Here is a 20,121-nt window from a genome sequence, read left to right on the forward strand (position 1 = left end):
GGTCCGTGGAAGACAGGACGGCCGCCCCGGTCTCCCGGGGCGGCCGCCTGGTGGTGCTGGGTGGTGCTGGGTGCTGCTGGCTAGCTGCGTGTCACTCGGTCGAGACCGAGAGCACCGTCGGGGCGAGCGCCCCGTCGTAGGTCAGCAGGCCGAGGTACTCCGCGCCCTCCTCCAGGCCGCTCCAGCTCACGTCGAACGTCGTGGGCTGCTGCGACTGGGTCGGGACCGGGTTGGGGTCCGCGGTGAGGTCACCGAGGTCCGCACCGGCGCCGACGAGGAAGGTGTCGAAGTCGTAGGCGATCGGGCTGCCCTCGGAGCCGGCGGCGTAGCCGTCGACCTCGAAGTAGTACGCCCCGGCCTCGGGAGCGGTGATGTCGACCCGCTCGTCGGCCGAGCCGGTCGCGGACTGGCCGGCGTAGGCGTAGATCGTCGACGGGTCGCACGAGGCGGCGGCGTACACGTACAGGTCGAGGTCGCTGCTGTCGTCGGTCGCGTCGAGGTCGAAGCGGGCGAAGTCGACGCCCTCGGGGATCTCGATGCACTCGGACAGCACGGCGCCACCCTCGTCGACGGAGCCGTCGGCCGAGATGCCCTTCGCGAGGCCGGCGGTGCCGATGGCCAGCTCACCGGTGGTCGACGGGGTGATCTCGACCGTGGTCGAGCCGTCGGTGCCGGTGCCCTCGACCGCGAGCGGTGCCTTGACCGAGACCGGTCGCAGCGCGACGGGCAGGCGCATCTTCGTGGGGCCCTTGAGGGTGACGACACCCTGCGCGAACTCGCCCAGGGGCGCGTCGGTGCGGGTGAACTCGATGGTCAGGTCCTCGATGTCGCCCTTGCGCTTGGCGGTGACCGTCGCGGGGACGGAGGCCTCGAAGCCGGGGACGCGGACCTTCACCTTCCAGGTGCCGGCCATGGTCGAGACCATGGTGCGGGTGAAGGAGGTGGTGCCGGCGACCTGGCCCTGCGCCATGGAGGGCAGGTTGACCTCGGTGGCCGGGATCGCCGGGACACCGGTGGGCAGGCCCTGGCCGGTCAGGAAGCCGCGCCACTCGCGGGCGTTCGAGCCGATGTGCCACCCGGGGTCGAAGAACTTCTTCGGGTTCACGATGCCGGCGCCCTGGGCGTGGGCGTCGTCGGAGCCCTTGCCCTCGGCGGTGCGGGTGCGGTTGGCGGTGGTCATCATCGCCGACTGCACGTCCTGGGGCGACCAGGTCGGGTAGGTGCCCATCAGGAAGGCGCCCAGGCCCGCGACGTGCGGGGCGGCCATGGAGGTGCCGGAGTACAGGTCGTAGTCACGACCGGCGTTGGTCGGCGGCGAGACCGCGGCGAGCACGCTCGAGCCCGGCGCGGCGATGTCGGGCTTGAGGATGTCGGACTCGTTGGCGACGGCGGGGCCGCGCGAGGAGAAGCCCGAGACCTGCGGCAGCGGGGTGACCTTGTCGGTCTTGTTGCCGAGCAGGAACGCCGCGGTGGCGTCCTCGCCGGCCTCGTCGAGGTAGTCGTAGACCTTGGGGCCGTCGACCTCGTCGAGGTGGATGGTCGGCACCGAGTGGAAGTCGGCGTCGAGGCTGTTCTCGGACGGGTTGACCATGATCATGCCGACGCCGCCGGCACGGGCGACCTCGGCGGACTTGTCGACGCGGGCGTAGGCGCCGCGGTCGCAGACCACGATCTTGCCCTCGGCCAGCGCCGGGTCGAGGGTCTCGGGGCCGCACAGGGCGGCGTCGGCCAGGTCGTCGGTGCCGGCGGCGGAGACCGAGTCGATCATCGGGGTCTGCGGCAGGCGGGTGCCCGAGATCGAGGCACCCACGAGCTTGGTGCCGTCACCGAGCTTGACGGTGTTCTCGAAGTTGACGTGGGTGGTCGAGGCCACGGTCGTCAGCCACGGGCTGTTGTGGGCCACGGTCGAGGCGTCGGGGCCGCTGTTGCCGGCGGAGGCCGCGACGAAGACGCCGGCCTCGGCCGCGCCCTCGAAGGCCACCTCGACGGAGTCGACCACGGTGTCGGTGGCGCCCGAGATCGAGAAGTTCAGCACGTCGACGCCGTCAGCGACGGCGTCGTCGATCGCGCCCAGGATGGCGTCGGTGTAGCAGCCGCCCGTGTTGGGGTCGGTGTCCTCCCAGCAGACCTTGTAGACCGCGATCTTGGCGGCCGGGGCCATGCCGGAGAGCTTGCCGAACTCGCGGCCCTCCACCTCGACGCCGCGCACGATGTTGCCGGCGGTCGTGGAGGCGGTGTGCGAGCCGTGGCCGCCACCGTCACGCGCGGAGAGGAACTCGTCCTCGGCCATCTCGATGGCGCCCGAGGCGATCTGGGCCTCGAAGGAGTCGGAGTAGTAGCGCGCGCCGATCACCTTGTCGTTGCACAGGGTGACCTCGAACTCCTCGCCGGCCTCGCAGGCGCCGGTGAAGACGCCGCCGTCGAGCTTCTCCATGCGGGTGTTGCCCTCGGCGTCCATCGAGATGTCCCACTTGGTGCGGGGCTCCTCGCCGATGGCGTTGCCCGAGAACGACGCCGACTCGGGCCAGTAGCCCGAGTCGATGACGCCGGCCACGACGCCGTCGCCGGCCTTGCCGCGGGGGCCCTCCTGCTTCCAGGCGCCCTTCTTGCCCGTCATGCCCAGGGCGTCGCCGGTGTTCCAGGTGTCGAGCTCGCGCGCGACGTTCTTCTCCACCAGCAGCACGCGGCGGTCACCGGCCAGCTCGAGCGCCTGCTCGGCGCTGAGGTCGGCCACGAAGGAGTTGCTCGCGATCGTGTTGCTCAGGACCGGCTCGACGCCGGCCTCCTCGGCGAGCGCCTCCTGCTCCCTCTCGAGGTGCGCGGTGTATGCGCGGACCTTGGCGGAGTCGGCGCGGAACTGGCCGCCCTCCGCGGCGCGGGTCGCGGCGAAGCGGCGGTCGCCGCCGGCGTACGCCGCGGCCGCGGGCTCGCGCAGCACGACGACGTAGCGCCCGGCGTCGTGCGACGTCAGGGCGTCGGCGCCGCTGGGCGCCTGGGGGGTGGCGGTCTCGTCGGCGGCGGAGGCCGCCGGCACCGAGGCCGCGACTCCGGCCGCGAGGAGCCCCGCGGAGATGAGGCCGATGCTGCGCTGGCGCGCGGAACGGCTCGCTGCAGTGGTGTGCACGAGTGTGATGTCTCCCTGTAGCTGCCCGAGAACCCCACGTGCGCCGACACCGAGACGGTCGGTCGTGAACACGAGGGTGGTACAGACCACAATTCATCACCCCCCTCTAGGTCAAGGGTTTGCCCCCCGGGGCATGGCAACGGTTTCGTAACGGTGGCCGTTCCGTGACCTCGGGGGTGACCCGCGCGGGCCGGTCGGGAGACTGTCCCCATGACCACCACCCTGATCACCGGCGCGTCCTCCGGGCTCGGCGCCGAGATGGCCCGCCAGCTCGCCGCCCGCGGCGAGGACCTCGCCCTGTGCGCGCGGCGCACCGACCGGCTCGAGGAGCTGCGCTCCGAGATCCTCGCGGCCCACCCCGGGCGCCGGGTCGCGCTGCGCACCCTCGACGTGACCGACCCCGAGCAGGTGCCGGTGGTCTTCGAGGAGCTGCGCGCCGAGCTCGGCGGCCTCGACCGCGTCGTCGTCAACGCCGGCCTGGGCAAGGGCGCCCCGCTCGGCACCGGCCAGGCCGCGGCCAACCGCGAGACCGCCACCACCAACTTCCTCGGCGCGCTGGCCCAGACCGAGGCCGCGATGGAGGTCTTCCGGGCGCAGCGCTCGGGCCACCTGGTGATGGTCTCGTCGATGTCGGCGATGCGCGGCATGCCGAAGTCGATGACGACGTACGCCGCCACCAAGATCGGCGCGGCGTTCCTCGCCGAGGGGCTGCGCACCGAGCTGCACGGCACCGAGCTGGGCCGCAGCGTCGACGTGACGGTGCTCTACCCCGGCTACATCGCCTCGGAGATGAACGAGCAGGTCGCGCAGCAGACCCCGCTGATGGTCTCGACCGAGAAGGGCGTGCGGGCGATGGTCGCGGCCATCGAGAAGCGGGCCGACTCCGCGTGCGTGCCAGCGCTGCCGTGGGCGCCGCTGTCGGTGGTGATGAAGCACGCCCCGCTGGGCGTGCTCAAGCGTCTGCTCTGACGCCGACCCTGAGCCCCACCCCGAGCTCCAGGCCCGCGAGCACGTGGCTCAGTCCGCGGTGCTCGCGGGTCGGCCAGGTCGCGGCCAGCGTCAGCGCCAGGTACGCCGCCAGCGCCGCCCCGCCCCAGGGCAGGTCGGCCAGCCCCAGCACGAAGACCGGGCCCAGCCCGGTCGCGAGCTTGACCACCCGCTGCGGCCCCACCAGCCAGCGGTGCCGCGAGGAGGTGCGCAGCGAGACCGCCCACTCGCCCACCGTGCGCCCGGCGCCGAGCACCAGCACCGCCTCCAGCGCGAACGGCACGCTCCACTGCAGCAGCACCTGCAGGTCGCGCCACGGACCCACGTCGAGCACGTAGACGTTGACGAACCGCACGCCGATGGCGACCGCGGCGCCCACCGCCACCACGAAGACCGCGTCGCAGACCATCCCGACGACGCGCCGGCCCCAGGTGACGTGCTCGGGCAGCGCCCGCGCCTGCGGGCCGCTGCGCCGCACCACCGCCCACGAGGCCAGCGAGCCCAGCACCGCGCCGGTGGCGTTGAGCAGCAGGTCGTCGACGTCGAGGAGCCGGTAGGCGCAGTCGTAGAGCCCCCAGATGCCGGTGCCCTGGGTGGTCTCGATCAGCGCGGAGGCCGCCAGCCCGAGCAGGCCGGCGACCACGACGCCGCGCCGCAGCACGCGGCGTACGAAGAACCCGAACGGCACGAAGAGCAGCACGTTGAGGGCGACCTGCAGGAACGCCGGCTGGCGCAGCAGCGCGCGCACTCCCCCGTCGCCGGGCAGCGAGACCCGCCCGACCGACGTCAGCGGGTCGAGCTGGGTGGGCCGGCAGGTGAAGGCGCCCGGGTCGGGCAGCGGCAGCAGCGTGTAGGTCCACAGCGCGATCCCGTAGACGGCCGCGGCGAGCAGCACCAGCAGCTCTCCGGGCGGCAGCCGGCCCGCGCGGCGGTAGCGGACCGCCGCGGTGGGCACCAGCAGCAGCACCGCGACCAGGGAGCCGAGCCCGACGGCGATGAGCGCGTTCGTCGCCTGGGTCGACATCGCCGGCCCCGGCTAGCGGTAGGTCAGCTGGTCGGGCGCGAGGTGCTCGTGCTCGTTGAAGGTCAGCAGCCGCGGCCCGCCGCGCCCGACCACCACCCGGGTGACCGAGGTGTTGGCGCACACGGTGTTGAGGCGCTGCCAGGTGGCGGCGTACGTCGCCGGGTCGGCGTCGTCGCCGAGCAGCAGCGCCGCGCCCAGCGCGGCGACGACCCCGCCGGAGGTGACCACCACGACGCTGCGGCCGCTGCCGGCCTGCTCGACCACGGCACCCAGGGCGGCGCGGGTGCGCCCGCGGAACCCGGTGTAGGTCTCGGCGTAGTCGCCGTCGTGCTCGCCGGTGCTCCAGCGGTGCGTGGCCAGCTCGAAGACCCGCTGGAAGGCCGGCCGGTCGAGCTCGCCCTCGGGCAGGTCGGGGTAGGCGCCGACCACCGCGAGGTGGTCGAACTCGTCCCAGCGGCCGTCCTCGTCGTGCGCTGCGGGCTCGCTCCAGCCGGCGCCCTCGACGAGCGCCTCCAGGGTCTCGCGGTGGCGGCGCATCGAGCCGCGCACCACCCCGGTCGGGGCGACGCCGCGCTCGCGCAGCCAGCGGCCCAGCGTGCGGCCCTGCTCCCACCCGGTGGGCGAGAGCACGTCGTAGTCGTCCGCGCCGAAGGAGGCCTGGCCGTGCCGGACCAGCAGCACCACACCCATCGCCTGCTCCTCAGCGCCCGGCCAGCAGGCGCCGGCAGCGCTGCTCGAGGTAGGCCACGACCTGGCCCAGCGGGGCGTAGGCCTCGTTGGTGGTCTGGCCGTGCACGTAGCGGTACCAGATCTGCTGGGCGATGACCGCGAGCCGGAACAGCCCGAAGACCTCGTAGAAGGCGAGGTCGTCGGCCGAGGGGGTGCGCCCGGTGCGCTCGCAGTAGCGCTGCACGAGCTCCTCGCGGGTCCACATCCCCTGCGCGTTGGTGGGCTGGCGGCGGAAGAGCTGGAACATCTCGTCGTCGTCGGCCTGCACCCAGTAGGCCAGCGTCGAGCCGAGGTCCATCAGCGGGTCGCCGACGGTGGCCAGCTCCCAGTCGAGGACCGCGACGACCCGCGGGTCGTCGGGCCCGCCGTCGAGGACCAGGTTGTCGAAGCGGTAGTCGTTGTGGATCAGCACCTGCGCCACGTCGGCCGGCTGGTGCTCGGCGACCCAGCCCAGCACGTCGGACCAGTCGCCGGTGTCGTCGGTGCGCGAGCCCTCCAGGCGCGAGGTCCAGCCGCGCACCTGCCGCTCGACGTACCCCTCACCACGCCCGAGGGCGGCCAGCGCGGGCACCTGCGCCACGTCGACGGAGTGCAGCTCGACCAGCACGTCGAGGGCGCGCTCGCAGAGCAGCCCGACCGAGGCGGGGTCGACCTCGCCCCACGACGCGGGCAGGTCCTGGCGCAGGATCGTGCCCGGCACCTGCTCCATCACGTAGAACTCCGAGCCCAGGACCGACTCGTCGCCCTCGTGGCCCACCATCCGCGCGACGTGGTCGAAGACCGGCGCCAGCGCCGCCTGGATGTCGTGCTCACGACCCATGTCGTGGGCACCGGCGGCCTTGCGACCGCTCGGCGGGCGCCGCAGCACCAGGTCGTACGTCGACCCGTCGGGGCGCGGCTGTCGCACCAGGTAGGTCAGGTTGGAGGCGCCGCCGCGGAACTGGCGGACCTCGGAGACCTCGGCGATCCCGGTGCGCGGCGCGAGCCACGCCGCGAGCGCGTCGACGTCGAAGGCGTCCTCGTCGCGGACCCGGCCGGCGGGGTTCTCCTGCTGGTCCTGGCTCATCGCTGGCTCATCGCTGGCTCAGCGCAGGGCCATGGAGCCGGAGACGTCGGCGGCGAAGGGCAGCTCGGCGTGCTCGGCGATGCGGCGGTCGAGGTTGGCAGCGACGTCCTCGGGCCACGGCGCGGTCTTGCGGGTCTCCATGTCGATGTGGAGGAAGATCTCCTCCATCACGTAGCTGACCCGCTCGTGGGTGTCGTCGAGCAGGTAGACCAGCGCGTGGGCGGCGCGCTCGGAGCGACCGAGCAGGCGCACGCGCGCCGACATCTGGTCGCCGGTGCGCAGCTCGGCCAGGTAGGTCAGGTGGTGCTCGGCGGAGAAGATGGCGTGCCCCTCGGCGGGCCACATCTGCGGGATGCCGAGCTCGACCAGCGAGTAGTCGAGGCCCTCGCTGGCGATGCCGGTGTAGTGGCGCACGTTGAGGTGGCCGTTGGCGTCCTCGAAGGCGACCGGGACCGGCTGCTCGGCCCAGGCGGGCAGGGCGACGAGCTCGGCGTAGGTCGGGTGCGCGTTCTTGGTGTCTGGAGTGCTCACAGGCCCAGACCTTACTGATCCCCTCCCCCGCCCCCGCCGACCCGGCCCATATCTCACGCCCACCCGGCGCAGATCTCCCGCCCACCCGGCGCAGAACGTCACGCGCTGACGGCCACCGTGACCCGCGCCCGCCCGACCGGGTCGACCCAGCGGCGCGAGGCCCGCACCAGCCGCAGGCCCGACCAGCAGGCCGGCGGCACGGCCAGCAGCAGGACCAGCGCGGGGTCGTTGAGGCGCGCCAGCGCCGAGAAGACCAGGCCGGTCAGGGTGGTGGTGAGGGCCAGCCGGGCCGAGTAGCCCACCATCCGCACCGGCGGGGCCGGCGTCGCGCGCGCCGAGCGCAGGTCGACGGCGTACGGGTGCTGCAGCGACCAGCGCATCGCCGCCCCCACCACCTGCAGGGTGACCACCACCAGCGCGCCCAGGAGCGCGGCCGCCTCGGCGGGCGAGGGCACCCCGGAGCGCAGCCCGCCCAGCACCACGGTCGCGACCGAGGCGGCGAGCAGGAACTCGGCCAGCACCAGCACCCGGGCCCAGAACACCCGGGCCGGGTCGACCGGCAGGCTCTCGCGCCACAGCGAGCCGCGGCCGTCGAGGCACCACGCGTTGACCCCGAAGAGCAGCGCGCCGCCCGAGGCCACCAGGCCGGGCAGCACCAGCAGCTGGGCCCAGTCGAGCGCGCCGAGCAGCGCGACCAGCCCCGGCCCGACCGCCAGCACCCCCAGCCCGCGGCGCATCGGCACCGCGCGCCACACCGAGGCCCGGTCGGTGCGCACCAGCACCCCCAGGACGCTGCGCGGCCAGCGCCGGGCGGGGTGCACCTGCGACTCCAGGCGCAGCTCGTCGCGGGGCGGGCGGCGCGCGGCGAGGTGGGCCGGGACCGCGCCCAGGGCGACCGTGGCCACCACCAGCAGCGCGAGCACGGCCACGGTCAGCGCCCAGCCCGGGTCGGCACCGCCGACCAGCACCACGACCAGGCGCACCGTGGGCACCCGGTCGAGCACGTCGACGAGCCGCCCGGTCACCTGGAGGCCCAGCGCGACGGCCACCACGAGCGCCGTCGCCGCGCGGACCGCGGCCACCCCGCGGGACAGCCGGCGCACCCCCTCGACGCACCACGCCACCACCTGGGCCGCCGCGGTGGCCAGGGCCACCCACAGCACCATGCCCACCTGGGCGGGGAGCAGCCGCTCCGGCCCGACGGCGTACGCCGTCACGGCGAGCAGGCCCCAGGCCTGCAGGAGCCACGCGATGTTGAGCGGTGCCAGCACCAGCGCGCCGAGGTGGTCGGTGGTGGGGCTGATCGGGTGGACCGCCGCGGCCTCGCGGGCGACCAGCTCGCGCCCGCCCCCCGAGGCGACCGCCGAGACGACGGCGACCAGCAGCAGCGCGACCAGGGTCGTGGGCAGCAGCAGGAGCACGTCGAAGGCACGCTCGGAGTCGCCGGCGCCGGGCACCGTCGCCGGCAGCACCGCCGCCGCGAGGCTCACCAGCACGAAGCCGCCCAGCGCCCAGCGCAGCCGCCGCGTCGAGGAGGCGGCCCGGAAGGCCAGCAGCGCGCGGGTGTCGGCGACCGCGCGGCGTGCCTCAGTCCAGCAGCGCGCGGTAGGCACGCGCCCCCTCCTCGCCGCTCATCTGCGCCGCGCTGAGCTCGGCGACCCGGGCGCCGCCGCGCAGCACCAGCACCGTCGAGCAGGCCTCGATCGCCAGCTCGCGCAGGTGGGTGGAGACCAGCACCGCCGCGCCGCGGGCGCGGGCGTCGGCGACCACCTCGAGGGTGGCCTCGACGCCGACCGGGTCGACCCCGTCGAAGGGCTCGTCGAGCAGCAGCACCGGCGGCTCGTGCAGCGCCGCCAGCACCACCGAGAGCCGTCGGCCCATGCCGTGGGAGAAGCCGGCGGTGACCCGGTGGGCGACGTCGCCGAGCTCGAAGCGCTCGAGCAGGTCGCGGGCCCGGGGCTCCCAGCCGCGCGGCAGGTCGCGCAGGCGCGCCGCCAGCTGCAGGTGCTCCCAGGGGGTCGCCCGCGGCACCAGCCCGCCCACGTCGGGGCAGTAGCCCACCGCCCGCTTGGCGGCCAGGGGCTGGCGTCGTACGTCGTGGCCGGCGACCAGCACGCGGCCGGCGCTGGGCGGCACCACCCCGGCCAGCACCCGCATCGTGGTCGACTTGCCGGCGCCGTTGCGGCCCAGCAGCCCGGTCGCCCGGCCGGCCGCGGCGACCAGGTCGACGCCCGCGACCGCCTCGACCTCGCCGAAGCGCACGTGCAGGTCGCGCACCTCGACCAGGGGCTGCTCCACGCGTGACTCCTCCCGACGACACCGACCCGGCCCATCCTGCCGCGTGCGCGGTCAGGACGGGCCGGGTCGGTGCGACATCTGCGCCGGGTCGGCGCGACATCTGCGCCGGGTCGGCGTGGGTCAGGCGGGGAAGGACTCGCCCTTCTCGGCCATCTCGCGCAGGCGGTCCGTGGGCCGGAACCGGTCGCCGTACACCTCGGCGAGCTCGTCGGCGCGGCGCACGAAGGCCGCGAGGCCCACCTCGCCGTCGACGTGGGTGTAGCCCTGCATGAACTGGGCGGCGCCACCGGTCATCGGCGGGAAGCCGATGCCCATGATCGAGCCGATGTTCGCGGCCGCCGCGGAGGTGATGACGCCCTCCTCGAAGCACTTGGCGGTCTCGAGCGCCTCGGCGAAGAGCATCCGGTCGCGGCAGTCGGCGATCGGGGGCTGCTGCTCGGCCACCGGGAACAGGTCGGAGAGACCGGCCCAGATGGACTGGCGCTTGCCCTGCTCGTCGTAGTCGTAGAAGCCCGCGCCGCGCAGGCGGCCCGCGCGGCCGGCCTCGAGCATCTGGTCGACCACGGCGGTGCCGGGGTGCTCCGCGACCTCGACGCCGTCGCGCTCGTTCGCCTCGCGGGTGGCCTTGGCGATCTTGCCCATCAGCTCGAGGTTGAGCTCGTCGGAGAGCTGCAGCACCGGGGCCGGGTAGCCGGCCTGGGTGGTGGCCCGCTCGATGGTCCAGGGCGCCACGCCCTCGGCCAGCATCGCCATGCCCTCGTTGACCATGAAGCCGATGACGCGCGAGGTGTAGAAGCCGCGCGAGTCGTTGACCACGATCGGGGTCTTGCGGATCTGCTGCACGACGTCGTACGCCTTGGCCAGCGCCTCGTCGGAGGTCTGCTCGCCCTTGATGATCTCGACCAGCGGCATCTTGTCGACGGGGCTGAAGAAGTGCAGGCCGATGAAGTCGGCGGGGCGGTCGACGCCCTCGGCGAGCTCGGAGATCGGCAGCGTCGAGGTGTTGGAGCACAGCAGCGCGTCGGGGTTGACGTGCGGGGCCACCTCGGCGAAGACCTTGGCCTTGAGCGCCGGGTCCTCGAAGACGGCCTCGATCACCAGGTCGCAGCCGGCCAGGTCGGCCGGGTCGGCGGTGGCGTGGATGCGCCCGAGGAGCTCGTCGGACTTCTCCTGGGTGAGCTTGCCGCGCTCGACGGCCTTGGCGTTGAGCTTCTCGGAGTAGGCCTTGCCCTTGGCGGCGTTCTCGGCCGAGACGTCCTTGAGCACGACCTGCATGCCGGCGCGGGCGCAGGAGTAGGCGATGCCGGCGCCCATCATGCCGGCGCCCAGGACGCCGACCTTGGTGGCCTGGAAGCGCTCGACGCCCTGCGGACGCAGCTTGCCGGCGCCGATCGCCTGCAGGTCGAAGAAGAACGCCTGGATCATGTTCTTCGAGCCCTGGTTGACGATCAGGTTGGTCAGGTAGCGCGACTCGATGCGCGAGGCGGTGTCGAAGTCGCGGCTGGCCCCCTCGACCGCGGCCGAGAGGATCGCGCGGGTGGCCGGGTAGACGGCACCCTTGGTCTGCTTGCGCAGCAGCGCCGGGAAGGCGGGCAGGAACGCCGCGAGGCCGGGCGAGCGGGGCGTGCCGCCGGGCATCTTGTAGCCCGGGGCGTCCCAGGGATTGGCGTGCGCGTCGGGGTTGGCCTTGATCCAGGCCTTGGCGGCCGGCACCAGCTCGTCGCGGGTGGCGACCAGCTCGTCGACCAGGCCGGCCTCCTTGGCCTGGGCCGGCTTGAACTGCTTGCCCTCGAGCAGCACGCCCATCAGCGCGTCCTGCAGGCCCAGCATCCGCACGGTACGGGTCACGCCGCCGCCGCCGGGCAGCAGGCCGAGGGTGACCTCGGGCAGGCCCAGCGCGACCTTGGGGTCGTCGACGACGATGCGGTGGTTGCAGGCCAGGGTGATCTCGAGGCCGCCGCCGAGCGCGGCGCCGTTGATGGCGGCCACGACCGGGCGAGGCAGCTTCTCGAGGCGGCGCAGAGCGGCCTTCATGCCCTCGGCCATCTCGAAGACGGCTGCGGCGTCCTCGGGGCCGGTCTTGACCATGCCCTTGAGGTCGCCGCCGGCGAAGAAGGTCTTCTTGGCGCTGGCCACCACGACGCCGGTGACCGACGACCCGTCGGCGGCCAGCTCGTCGTACAGGCGGTCGATCGCTGCGTCCATGGACGAGCGGTAGAGGTCGTTCATGGTGTTCGCGGACTGGTTCGGGTCGTCGAGGGTCAGGGTGACGATGCCGTCGGCGTCCTTGTCGTAGCGGACTGCCGTCTGGGTCTCGGTGCTGCTCATGTCTGTGTTCGTGTCCTGTTCGGTCTCAGGGAAGTCTTGTCTGTACGGCGCCGCGGCGGCCGTGCGTCACACGAGCTCGACGATGGTGGCGATGCCCATCCCGCCGCCGACGCAGAGCGTGGCGAGGCCGCGCTTCTGGTCGCGGCGGGCCAGCTCGTCGATGAGGGTGCCGAGGATCATCGCGCCGGTGGCGCCGAGGGGGTGGCCCATCGCGATCGCGCCGCCGTTGACGTTGGTGATCTCGTGGCTGATGCCCATGTCGCGCATGAAGCGCATCGCCACCGCGGCGAAGGCCTCGTTGATCTCGAACAGGTCGATGTCGTCGACCTCGAGGCCGGCCTTGGCCAGGGCCTTGCGGGCGGCCGGGGCGGGGCCGGTCAGCATGATCGTGGGGTCGGCGCCCGAGACGGCCATCGACACGATGCGCGCCCGCGGGGTCAGGCCGAGGTCGGTACCGACCTGCTCGCTGCCGATCGCCACCAGGGCGGCGCCGTCGACGATGCCCGAGGAGTTGCCGGCGTGGTGGACGTGGTCGATCTTCTCGATCCAGTGGTACTTCTCCAGCGCCACGTCGTCGAAGCCGGCGTCGCGCCCGGTCTGGGCGAAGGAGGGCTTGAGGCCGGCCAGGCCCTCGGGGCTGGTGTCGGGGCGGATCGTCTCGTCGTGGTCGAGGATCGTGAGCCCGTTGATGTCGCGCACGGGGACCACGGCGTCGGCGAAGTAGCCGTTGGCCCAGGCCTTCGCGGCGCGGTGGTGGGACTCGGCGGCGTAGGCGTCGACGTCGTCGCGGTTCCAGCCCTCGATGGTGGCGATCAGGTCGGCGCCGATGCCCTGGGGCACGAAGCCGGTGGTGAGCGCGGTGGCCGGGTCCATCGCCCAGGCGCCGCCGTCGGAGCCCATCGGCACGTTGGACATCGACTCGACGCCGCCGGCGACGATGAGGTCCTCCATGCCGCCGCGGATGCGGGCGGCGGCCTGGTTGACGGCCTCGAGGCCGGAGGCGCAGAAGCGGTTGAGCTGCACGCCGGCGACGGTCTCGGGGTAGCCGGCGGCCAGCGCCGCGGTCTTGGCGATGTCGCCGCCCTGCTCGCCCATCGGGGTCACGACACCCAGCACGACGTCGTCGACGCGGTGCGGGTCGAGCCCGGGGTTGCGGGTCCGCAGCTCGTCGAGCAGCCCGACGGCGAGGTCGATCGCCTTCACCTCGTGCAGCGAGCCCGCCGCCTTGCCCTTGCCGCGCGGCGTGCGGATGTGGTCGTACACGAATGCTTCTGCCATGACCGTCCTCGGTTCTCGAAGGTGCGCCGCACCCGCCGGGAGGCGTGGGCGCGTGTGCTGACTCGATTGTGACACTATTACTGTCAGTGTCGTCAAGGAACGTTGTCGACCATTCGGTCGGAGGGAGTGTGATGGGCACCACGTCGGAGTCCGGGACCGGTGACCTGCTCACGCTCGAGGACCTCACCGCCCGGGTCGGGATGAGCGTGCGCAACGTGCGCTTCTACACCACCAAGGGGCTGCTGCCGCCCCCGATCCGCCACGGCCGGTCGGGCTACTACAGCGACGACCACGTGGCGCGGCTCGAGCTCGTGCGCGAGCTGCAGGGCCACGGGTTCACGCTCTCGGCGATCGAGCGCTACCTCGCCGCGGTGCCCGCCGACGCGACGCCCGAACAGATCGCCCTGCACCGCACCATGCTCGCGCCCTGGCAGGCCGAGGCCGCCGAGGTGATGAGCCACGACGACCTCGAGACCCGCGCCGGGCGCAGCCTGGCCGACGACGACGTGGCGCTGCTGGCCGCGCTGGGCATCGTGCGCCGCCGCGACGACGAGCGGCTCGAGGTGACGCCCACCCAGCTGACCGTGGGCCTCGGGCTCCTCGACCTCGGCTTCCCCACCGCCGCCGCGACCGCCGCGGCCGAGGTGTACGCCCGGCACGGGCGCCAGGTCGCCGAGGAGCTCAACGAGCTGTTCCGCACCGTGGTGTGGCCGGCCTACAAGGAGGCGGGCGCCTCGGCCGAGACGGTGCGCGAGGTGGTCGAGCGGATCAAGCCGCTGTCGATCTCGAGCCTGGTGGCGGCGTACGAGGCCGCGATGGACCAGACCCGCCGCGAGCAGATCCAGGCCCGGGCCGAGCGGGCGGGGCCGGGACCCACCGCTGGGTGACCCCCGTGGCGGGGCGCAGTCCCTAGGGTGGGGGCCATGAGCCCCACCGTCCTGGTCACCGGCGCCACCGGCTTCGTCGGTCGTCGCCTCGTCCCCGCCCTCCTCGAGGCCGGTCACGAGGTCAAGGCGATGACACGGCACCCCGACACCTACCGGGGCGAGGGCGAGGCCGTCTTCGGCGACGTCGACGACCCGGGCTCGCTGGCCGAGCCCCTCGCCGGCGTCGACGTGGCGATCTACCTGGTGCACTCCCTCGACGACAACGACTTCGAGCGCAAGGACGCCGAGGCCGCGAAGGCCTTCGCCCTGGCCGCCGCCGCGAACGGGGTGCGCCAGATCGTCTACCTCGGCGGGCTGGGCAAGGAGGGCACGCAGCTCTCCCCGCACCTGCGCTCGCGCCGCGAGGTCGAGTCCCTGCTGGCCGGCTCCGACGTACCGGTCACGGTGCTGCGCGCCGCGATCGTGGTGGGCGCCGGCGGCATCTCGTGGGAGATGACCCGCAAGCTCGTCAAGAACCTGCCGGCCATGGTGGTGCCCAAGTGGGCGGCCACCCTCACCCAGCCGATCGCGCTGCACGACGTGATCCGCTACATCGTCGGCGTCACCGGCCTCGAGGAGGCCTACGGCCGGGTGCTCGAGATCGGCGGGGCCGACCAGCTCTCCTACGTCGGGATGATGCAGGAGGCGGGCGAGGTGATGCTCGGGCGCCGGGTGCCGGTGCTCCAGCTGCCCGTCGGCACCCCGCTGCTCTCCTCGTGGTGGATCAAGCTGATCACCGGCGTCAACGCCACCACCGCCGGCAACCTCATCGACTCGATGGGCACCGAGGTGCTGCAGACCGACTACGCGATCCGCGACCTGGTGCCCGGCGAGCCGCTCACCTACGCCGAGGCCGTGCGCCGCGCCCTGGAGGAGGGCGAGCGCTGACGACCGGCCGAGCGGTCACTTGTGAACCCTCGAGAGGTCACTTGTGCACCTCGCGCGCTCCCGGCGCTCCGCTCCAGGCCTCGGTCTGGGTCAGCCAGAGCAGGTAGCCCAGCGCGGGCAGCACCAGCACCGCCGCGAGACCGACCACGACCAGCAGCCCCTGCAGGGTCGCGGGTGCGCCTGCGGCCTGCGCGAGGGTGACCTCGTCGACCAGCAACCAGGGGTACTGCGCCACGCCCCAGCCGCTGACCACCGACGCCACGGCCAGCACAGCGCTCCACCGGGCGGGGCCGAAGCGGCGTACGGCGACGAGGACCACGGTGGTGAGGCCGGCGACGAACGAGAGCAGCACCAGGGGCAGCGCACGCCCCGTGAGCCCGGCCCACAGCGTGGGGGCGTCGTCGTGGAGCGGCACCAGGGCCGCCAGCACCACCGCTCCGGTGAGCAGGCCCACGACAAGCACCCGCCGGCGCAGCGCAGCCGTGAGCCCGGCCTTCCCGGCCCGGGCCGCGTCGGTGACCAGGAAGACCCCGGCGAGGAAGGCGCAGGTGCCGACCGCCACGACCCCGCCGACCAGTGACGTCGTGCCCGTCCAGGACGCCCACGGGTCGCCCTCGCCGGCCGTCGGCACCCGACCCGAGGCGATCGCCCCGGCGACGGTGCCGAGGAAGAACGGCGTGACCACGGACGAGACGGCGAAGACCACGCCGAAGAACCGGGCCTGGGCCACCGTGGCGGCGTACTTGCGGAAGGCGAACGCCGAGCCGCGCAGCACGATGCCGACCAGGGCCAGGACCAACGGGACCGCCAGCGTGGTCGCCACCGCGGCGAAGGTCGAGGGGAAGCCGGTCCACCACACGACGAGCACGAAGATCAGCCAGACGTGGTTGGCCTCCCAGACCGGGCCGATGCTGTGGTCGACCTGGCGGCGCAGCTCGGCGCCTCGCCGGGTCCCGCCCGCCGTGAGGTCGTAGAAGCCGGAGCCGAAGTCGGCCCCGCCCAGCACGGAGTAGGCGACCACCCCGGTGAACAGGGCCGCGGCGACCGCGATCTCGAGGCTCATCGGCGCAGCTCCTCCGCAGGCTCCAGCTCGGGACCGTAGGGGCTCGGCAGGCTCTCGTCGCCCTCGCGCCAGCGGCGGGCCATCGAGCGCAGCACCAGCACCGCGCCGATCGTCATCGCGGCGTACAGGACCGCGGAGGCGCCCAGCACCCACCACAGCGCGGTGGAGGCGTTGCCCGCGGCCTCGGTCGTGCGCATCACCCCGTAGACCACCCACGGCTGGCGGCCCACCTCGGTGGCGATCCACCCGGCCTCGAGCGCCACCACGGCCAACGGCCCGGCCGCCACCGCGGCCCGCAGGAGCCAGGTGCCGCCACGCGTCTCCGAGCACAGGAGGTCGTGCCCGCGCCAACGCGCGACCCAGTAGACCAGCGCGAGCAGCGCCAGCGCGGTGCCGATGCCGACCATCGACTGGAAGGCCAGGTGCGTGATGTTGACCGGGGGCTGCTCGTCGAGCGGGATGGTGTCGAGACCCTGGACCGGGGCCGTCAGCGAGTTCCGCGCGATCAGGGAGCCCAGGTAGGGGATGTCGATCGACCAGCGTGCCTCCCCGTCGACCAGCAACCCGCCGAGCCGCAACGGCGAGGGGCTCTCGGTCTCCGTGGCGAGCTCGAAGGCGGCCAGCTTGGCGGGCTGCGTGTCGGCCAGGCGCGAGCCGAGCAGGTGCCCGATGGCCGGCTGCAGGAGCGCCGCCACCGAGGCGAAGGCGAAGGGCACCGTGAAACCGAGCCGGTGGTGCCGGTCGCGCCGGCCCCGCAGCATGCCAGCGGCGTACACCGCGGCGACCGAGAAGCCGGCGACCATGAACGCAGCCACCCACATGTGCAGGAACTGCCACAGCACGCCGCTGTTGAACATCGCGGCCCACGGGTCGACGTCGGTGACCTCGCCGTCGACGATGCGGAAGCCTGTCGGGTTGTTCATCCACCCGTTCACCGCCAGCACGCTGAAGGTGCCGGCGATGCCGGTCAGGGCCATCGGCACCAGCATCAGCAGGTGCCGGCGCGGGGGGATCCGTCCCCAGCCGTAGAGGTAGATGCCCAGGAAGATCGCCTCGAGGAAGAAGGCGACCCCCTCGAAGGCGAACGGCAGCCCCAGCACGTCTCCGAAGCGGCCCATCAGTCCGGGCCACAGCAGGCCCATCTCGAAGCTCAGGACGGTGCCGGAGACCGCACCGATCGCGAAGAGCACCGCGGAGACCTTGGCCCAGCGCCGGGCGAGCACGAGCGCGAGCGGGTCGTCGCGGTAGACCCCGCGCCAGTGCATCACCAGGATCATGGTGGGGAACGCGACGCCGAAGCAGGCCAGCACGATGTGCCAGCCCAACGAGAGGGCCATCTGCTGGCGCGCGGGCAGGAGACCAGCCGGGTCGGGGACGTCGGCCGCGAGGGTGGTCAGTCCGGTGAGGAGGTCCACGTCACCGACCGTACGACGAAGCGACCGCCGCACCCAGACTTTGTGAAGCGATTCACGAAGTCCTGACGCCCACCGGTGCAGAGGTGACTGCTCGGTGGTTCACAAGTGACCGCTCGGCAGGGTCGGCCGGGGTCAGGACAGGAAGATCAGCGGCAGCAGGAAGAGCATCGACAGCGACCAGGTCAGGTGCGTCAGGATCGGCGCCAGGATGCCGCCCGAGGCGCGGCGCTGCAGGCCGACCACGACCCCCAGCAGCACCGCGGCGAAGCCGAGCATCACGTTGCCGGTGGCCAGGGTCGCCACCGTGTAGGCCACCGAGGTCACGCTGACCGGGTGGCGCGTGACGGCGGCGTACGCCGCGCCGCGGAAGAACAGCTCCTCGGCGATGCCGTTGAGCGCGGTGACGACCACCAGGAGCGCGATCGGCGTCTCCTGGGTGTAGCGCAGCACCGAGCGGATCTGGCTCACCAGCGGGTCGGCGAACGGGATCTCGCGGATCACCAGGGCCCCCACGACGAAGACGCCGACGAGGATGGCGCCGAGCAGGATCGGCGAGAGCACCGGTCGCCGCAGCCCCTCGCCGCGCGCGATCCGGCCCAGGTGCAGCGGGCCGGAGGCGAAGGCGCCGACGGTCCACACCGCCGCGAGCACCAGGGTCAGCAGGTAGAAGGCCTGGCTGCCCGGGTCGGTGCGCAGCGTGAAGCCGAGGACGACCGCCCCGACGAGGACGAACCCGATGGTCACGAGCTGGCGGCGGCGCAGCGCTGCAGGGGTCTGGCGCTGGTCGCGCGGCACCATCTCCCACAGGCTGCGGCGTACGAACTCGCGCACCGGGCTCATCCTCTCGTCAGGTGGTTCAGCGCACCCCTGCGCTGAAGCTGGCTGCGTTGTGCGAGCCGGCCCCGGAGGGTCGGCCCTGACCGCCGCGACGGGCGCCGGGCTTGGCACCCTGCTTGGCGGCGGGCTTGGAGCCGGGCTTGCCGCCCTGGCGCTGGCCGCCGCCCTGCGGGCCACGGCCGCCACCCTGGCCGCCGCCCTGGCCGCCGCCCGAGCGACGACGGTTGCGGTTGCGGCCGCCACCCCCGCCGGTCGAGCCGCCGCCACCGGTGGAGCCGGTGGCCGGGCGCGGGGCCTCGACGACGATGCCGCCCGGCACCAGCACCCGCTCGCCGGGGGCGAGCTGGGAGAGGACCGGGTGGCCGAGGGCGTCGACGCGGGTGATGGTCGGCTTGATGCCGGCGGCCCGGGTCAGGTCGCGCACGTCGCGCTCCTGCTCGGGGGTCATCAGGGTGATGACGGTGCCGGCGGCACCGGCGCGGGCGGTGCGGCCCGAGCGGTGCAGGTAGGCCTTGTGCTCGGCCGGCGGGTCGGCGTGCACGACGAGCGAGACGTCGTCGACGTGGATGCCGCGCGCGGCGATGTCGGTGGCGACCAGGGTGGTGGCCTTGCCCGAGTGGAAGGCGTCCATGTTGCGGGTACGCGCGTTCTGGCTCAGGTTGCCGTGCAGCTCGACCGACGGCACACCGCTCTTGTTGAGCTGGCGCGCCAGCGCCTTGGCGCCGTGCTTGGTGCGGGTGAAGACGACCGTGCGGCCGGGGGCGCTGGTCAGGTCGACCAGCACCGGCACCCGGTGCTCGCGCGGCAGGCGCAGCACGTGGTGGTCCATCTTGACGACCGGCGACTGCGCCGAGTCGGCCTGGTGGGTCACCGGCTGGCTCAGGTAGCGCTTGACCAGCACGTCGATCGCGTTGTCGAGGGTGGCCGAGAAGAGCAGGCGCTGGCCCTCGCGCGGCGTGGCGTCGAGCAGGCGGCGCACGGCGGGCAGGAAGCCGAGGTCGGCCATGTGGTCGGCCTCGTCCAGGATCGTGACCTCGATGTCGTCGAGGCGGCAGTGGCCCTGCTTGATGAGGTCCTCGAGGCGACCGGGGCAGGCCAGCACGATGTCGGCGCCGCGCTTGAGGCCGGCGACCTGCGGGCCCTGGCCCACACCGCCGAAGACGGTCTGCATGGTGAAGCCGTGCACCTTGGCCAGCGGGGCCAGGGACTCCTGGATCTGGGCGACCAACTCGCGGGTCGGGGCCAGCACGAGCGAGCGCGGGCGGCCGGCACGGGCGGTGCGGCCGGAGGCGGCCAGGCGGGCCACGAGCGGCAGCAGGAAGGCGTAGGTCTTGCCCGAGCCGGTACGGCCCCGGCCCAGGACGTCGCGTCCGGCCAGGGAGTCGGGCAGCGTGGCTGCCTGGATCGGGGTGGGGCTGGTGATCCCCGCGGCGTCGAGCACGCGGGTCAGGTCGGTGGGGACGCCGAGATCGGCGAAGGAGGGTGAAGACACGTTGGCACTACTCACTGTTGGCGTGTCTCGCCAGAACGTGCTGCGCTCGATGAGACTCACAGCAGCCTCTCGCAGGAGAGGGACGCAGCGCCGAGGCGCGCGGGGGGCCCGAGGCAAGACTGGACGGGCTGCTCC

The 20,121-nt window shown here is 73.4% G+C and carries 16 protein-coding genes; 3 read left to right on the forward strand and 13 right to left on the reverse strand.

What is annotated here, in order from left to right:
• Nucleotides 1–91: 91 nt before the first annotated feature.
• Nucleotides 92–3,124, reverse strand: a complete 3,033-nt coding sequence (locus tag OCU29_RS15660) for a S8 family serine peptidase (protein ID WP_261820644.1) — start codon at nt 3,122–3,124, stop codon at nt 92–94.
• Nucleotides 3,125–3,334: 210 nt separating this feature from the next.
• Between OCU29_RS15660 and OCU29_RS15665 the strand changes: the two genes are divergently transcribed.
• On the forward strand, nt 3,335–4,093 hold the full coding sequence (locus OCU29_RS15665) for an SDR family oxidoreductase (RefSeq protein ID WP_179614725.1): 759 nt from the start codon (nt 3,335–3,337) through the stop codon (nt 4,091–4,093).
• Here the strand turns inward: OCU29_RS15665 and OCU29_RS15670 are convergent.
• The 8 genes from OCU29_RS15670 to OCU29_RS15705 form a co-directional block, all read right to left on the reverse strand.
• The gene (locus tag OCU29_RS15670; RefSeq protein WP_261820645.1) at nt 4,077–5,135 is read right to left on the reverse strand and encodes a VanZ family protein; all 1,059 of its coding nucleotides are present in this window, start codon (nt 5,133–5,135) and stop codon (nt 4,077–4,079) included. The genes OCU29_RS15665 and OCU29_RS15670 overlap by 17 nt on opposite strands.
• 12 nt (nt 5,136–5,147) lie before the next feature.
• Nucleotides 5,148–5,825, reverse strand: coding sequence for a histidine phosphatase family protein (locus tag OCU29_RS15675; protein WP_261820646.1), 678 nt, complete (start codon nt 5,823–5,825; stop codon nt 5,148–5,150).
• Between the two features lie 10 nt (nt 5,826–5,835).
• The gene (locus OCU29_RS15680) at nt 5,836–6,930 is read right to left on the reverse strand and encodes a phosphotransferase family protein (RefSeq protein ID WP_261820647.1); all 1,095 of its coding nucleotides are present in this window, start codon (nt 6,928–6,930) and stop codon (nt 5,836–5,838) included.
• Nucleotides 6,931–6,948: 18 nt separating this feature from the next.
• Nucleotides 6,949–7,461, reverse strand: a complete 513-nt coding sequence (locus OCU29_RS15685) for a thioesterase family protein (protein ID WP_261820648.1) — start codon at nt 7,459–7,461, stop codon at nt 6,949–6,951.
• A gap of 98 nt (nt 7,462–7,559) precedes the next feature.
• Nucleotides 7,560–9,074: a hypothetical protein gene (locus tag OCU29_RS15690; protein ID WP_261820649.1), complete on the reverse strand. Its 1,515-nt coding sequence runs from the start codon at nt 9,072–9,074 to the stop codon at nt 7,560–7,562.
• A complete protein-coding gene (locus tag OCU29_RS15695) occupies nt 9,049–9,759 on the reverse strand; it encodes an ABC transporter ATP-binding protein (protein ID WP_261820650.1) in 711 nt (236 codons plus the stop codon). Before OCU29_RS15695 ends, OCU29_RS15690 begins: the two co-directional genes overlap by 26 nt.
• A 120-nt stretch (nt 9,760–9,879) precedes the next feature.
• Nucleotides 9,880–12,087, reverse strand: coding sequence for a 3-hydroxyacyl-CoA dehydrogenase NAD-binding domain-containing protein (locus OCU29_RS15700; protein ID WP_261820651.1), 2,208 nt, complete (start codon nt 12,085–12,087; stop codon nt 9,880–9,882).
• A 66-nt stretch (nt 12,088–12,153) separates the two neighbouring features.
• Nucleotides 12,154–13,365 (reverse strand): acetyl-CoA C-acetyltransferase, encoded by a 1,212-nt coding sequence (locus OCU29_RS15705; RefSeq protein ID WP_261820652.1) that lies wholly within the window; start codon nt 13,363–13,365, stop codon nt 12,154–12,156.
• A 131-nt stretch (nt 13,366–13,496) separates the two neighbouring features.
• On the opposite strand from OCU29_RS15705, the gene OCU29_RS15710 reads away from it, so the two are divergent.
• Together OCU29_RS15710 and OCU29_RS15715 are read left to right on the forward strand one after the other, a co-directional pair.
• Nucleotides 13,497–14,252, forward strand: coding sequence for a MerR family transcriptional regulator (locus OCU29_RS15710; RefSeq protein ID WP_261820653.1), 756 nt, complete (start codon nt 13,497–13,499; stop codon nt 14,250–14,252).
• Nucleotides 14,253–14,288: 36 nt separating this feature from the next.
• Nucleotides 14,289–15,179: an NAD(P)H-binding protein gene (locus OCU29_RS15715; RefSeq protein WP_261820654.1), complete on the forward strand. Its 891-nt coding sequence runs from the start codon at nt 14,289–14,291 to the stop codon at nt 15,177–15,179.
• Between the two features lie 37 nt (nt 15,180–15,216).
• Here the strand turns inward: OCU29_RS15715 and OCU29_RS15720 are convergent, their stop codons facing one another.
• The 4 genes from OCU29_RS15720 to OCU29_RS15735 all read right to left on the reverse strand — a co-directional run bounded on the left by OCU29_RS15720 (nt 15,217) and on the right by OCU29_RS15735 (nt 19,986).
• Nucleotides 15,217–16,242: a cytochrome d ubiquinol oxidase subunit II gene (locus OCU29_RS15720; RefSeq protein ID WP_261820655.1), complete on the reverse strand. Its 1,026-nt coding sequence runs from the start codon at nt 16,240–16,242 to the stop codon at nt 15,217–15,219.
• Entirely contained in the window at nt 16,239–17,657 is a 1,419-nt protein-coding gene (locus tag OCU29_RS15725) for a cytochrome ubiquinol oxidase subunit I (protein ID WP_261820656.1), read from the reverse strand. The genes OCU29_RS15720 and OCU29_RS15725 overlap by 4 nt, the downstream gene beginning before the upstream one ends.
• Nucleotides 17,658–17,789: 132 nt before the next feature.
• Nucleotides 17,790–18,497: a CPBP family intramembrane glutamic endopeptidase gene (locus OCU29_RS15730; RefSeq protein ID WP_179614737.1), complete on the reverse strand. Its 708-nt coding sequence runs from the start codon at nt 18,495–18,497 to the stop codon at nt 17,790–17,792.
• A gap of 16 nt (nt 18,498–18,513) precedes the next feature.
• On the reverse strand, nt 18,514–19,986 hold the full coding sequence (locus tag OCU29_RS15735) for a DEAD/DEAH box helicase (RefSeq protein ID WP_179614738.1): 1,473 nt from the start codon (nt 19,984–19,986) through the stop codon (nt 18,514–18,516).
• Nucleotides 19,987–20,121 lie beyond the last annotated feature (135 nt).

This window comes from Nocardioides sp. OK12, from assembly GCF_024341885.1.
In the GTDB taxonomy this organism is placed as follows: Bacteria; Actinomycetota; Actinomycetes; order Propionibacteriales; family Nocardioidaceae; genus Nocardioides; species Nocardioides marinisabuli.

Excerpts from the sequence above, each read along its gene's own strand:
- OCU29_RS15700 (WP_261820651.1), bottom strand. The coding sequence starts at position 12,087 with ATGAGCAGCACCGAGACCCAGACGGCAGTCCGCTACGACAAGGACGCC.
- OCU29_RS15710 (WP_261820653.1), top strand. The coding sequence starts at position 13,497 with ATGGGCACCACGTCGGAGTCCGGGACCGGTGACCTGCTCACGCTCGAG.
- OCU29_RS15720 (WP_261820655.1), bottom strand. The coding sequence starts at position 16,242 with ATGAGCCTCGAGATCGCGGTCGCCGCGGCCCTGTTCACCGGGGTGGTC.
- OCU29_RS15670 (WP_261820645.1), bottom strand. The coding sequence starts at position 5,135 with ATGTCGACCCAGGCGACGAACGCGCTCATCGCCGTCGGGCTCGGCTCC.
- OCU29_RS15730 (WP_179614737.1), bottom strand. The coding sequence starts at position 18,497 with ATGAGCCCGGTGCGCGAGTTCGTACGCCGCAGCCTGTGGGAGATGGTG.
- OCU29_RS15680 (WP_261820647.1), bottom strand. The coding sequence starts at position 6,930 with ATGAGCCAGGACCAGCAGGAGAACCCCGCCGGCCGGGTCCGCGACGAG.
- OCU29_RS15665 (WP_179614725.1), top strand. The coding sequence starts at position 3,335 with ATGACCACCACCCTGATCACCGGCGCGTCCTCCGGGCTCGGCGCCGAG.
- OCU29_RS15715 (WP_261820654.1), top strand. The coding sequence starts at position 14,289 with ATGAGCCCCACCGTCCTGGTCACCGGCGCCACCGGCTTCGTCGGTCGT.
- OCU29_RS15705 (WP_261820652.1), bottom strand. The coding sequence starts at position 13,365 with ATGGCAGAAGCATTCGTGTACGACCACATCCGCACGCCGCGCGGCAAG.
- OCU29_RS15675 (WP_261820646.1), bottom strand. The coding sequence starts at position 5,825 with ATGGGTGTGGTGCTGCTGGTCCGGCACGGCCAGGCCTCCTTCGGCGCG.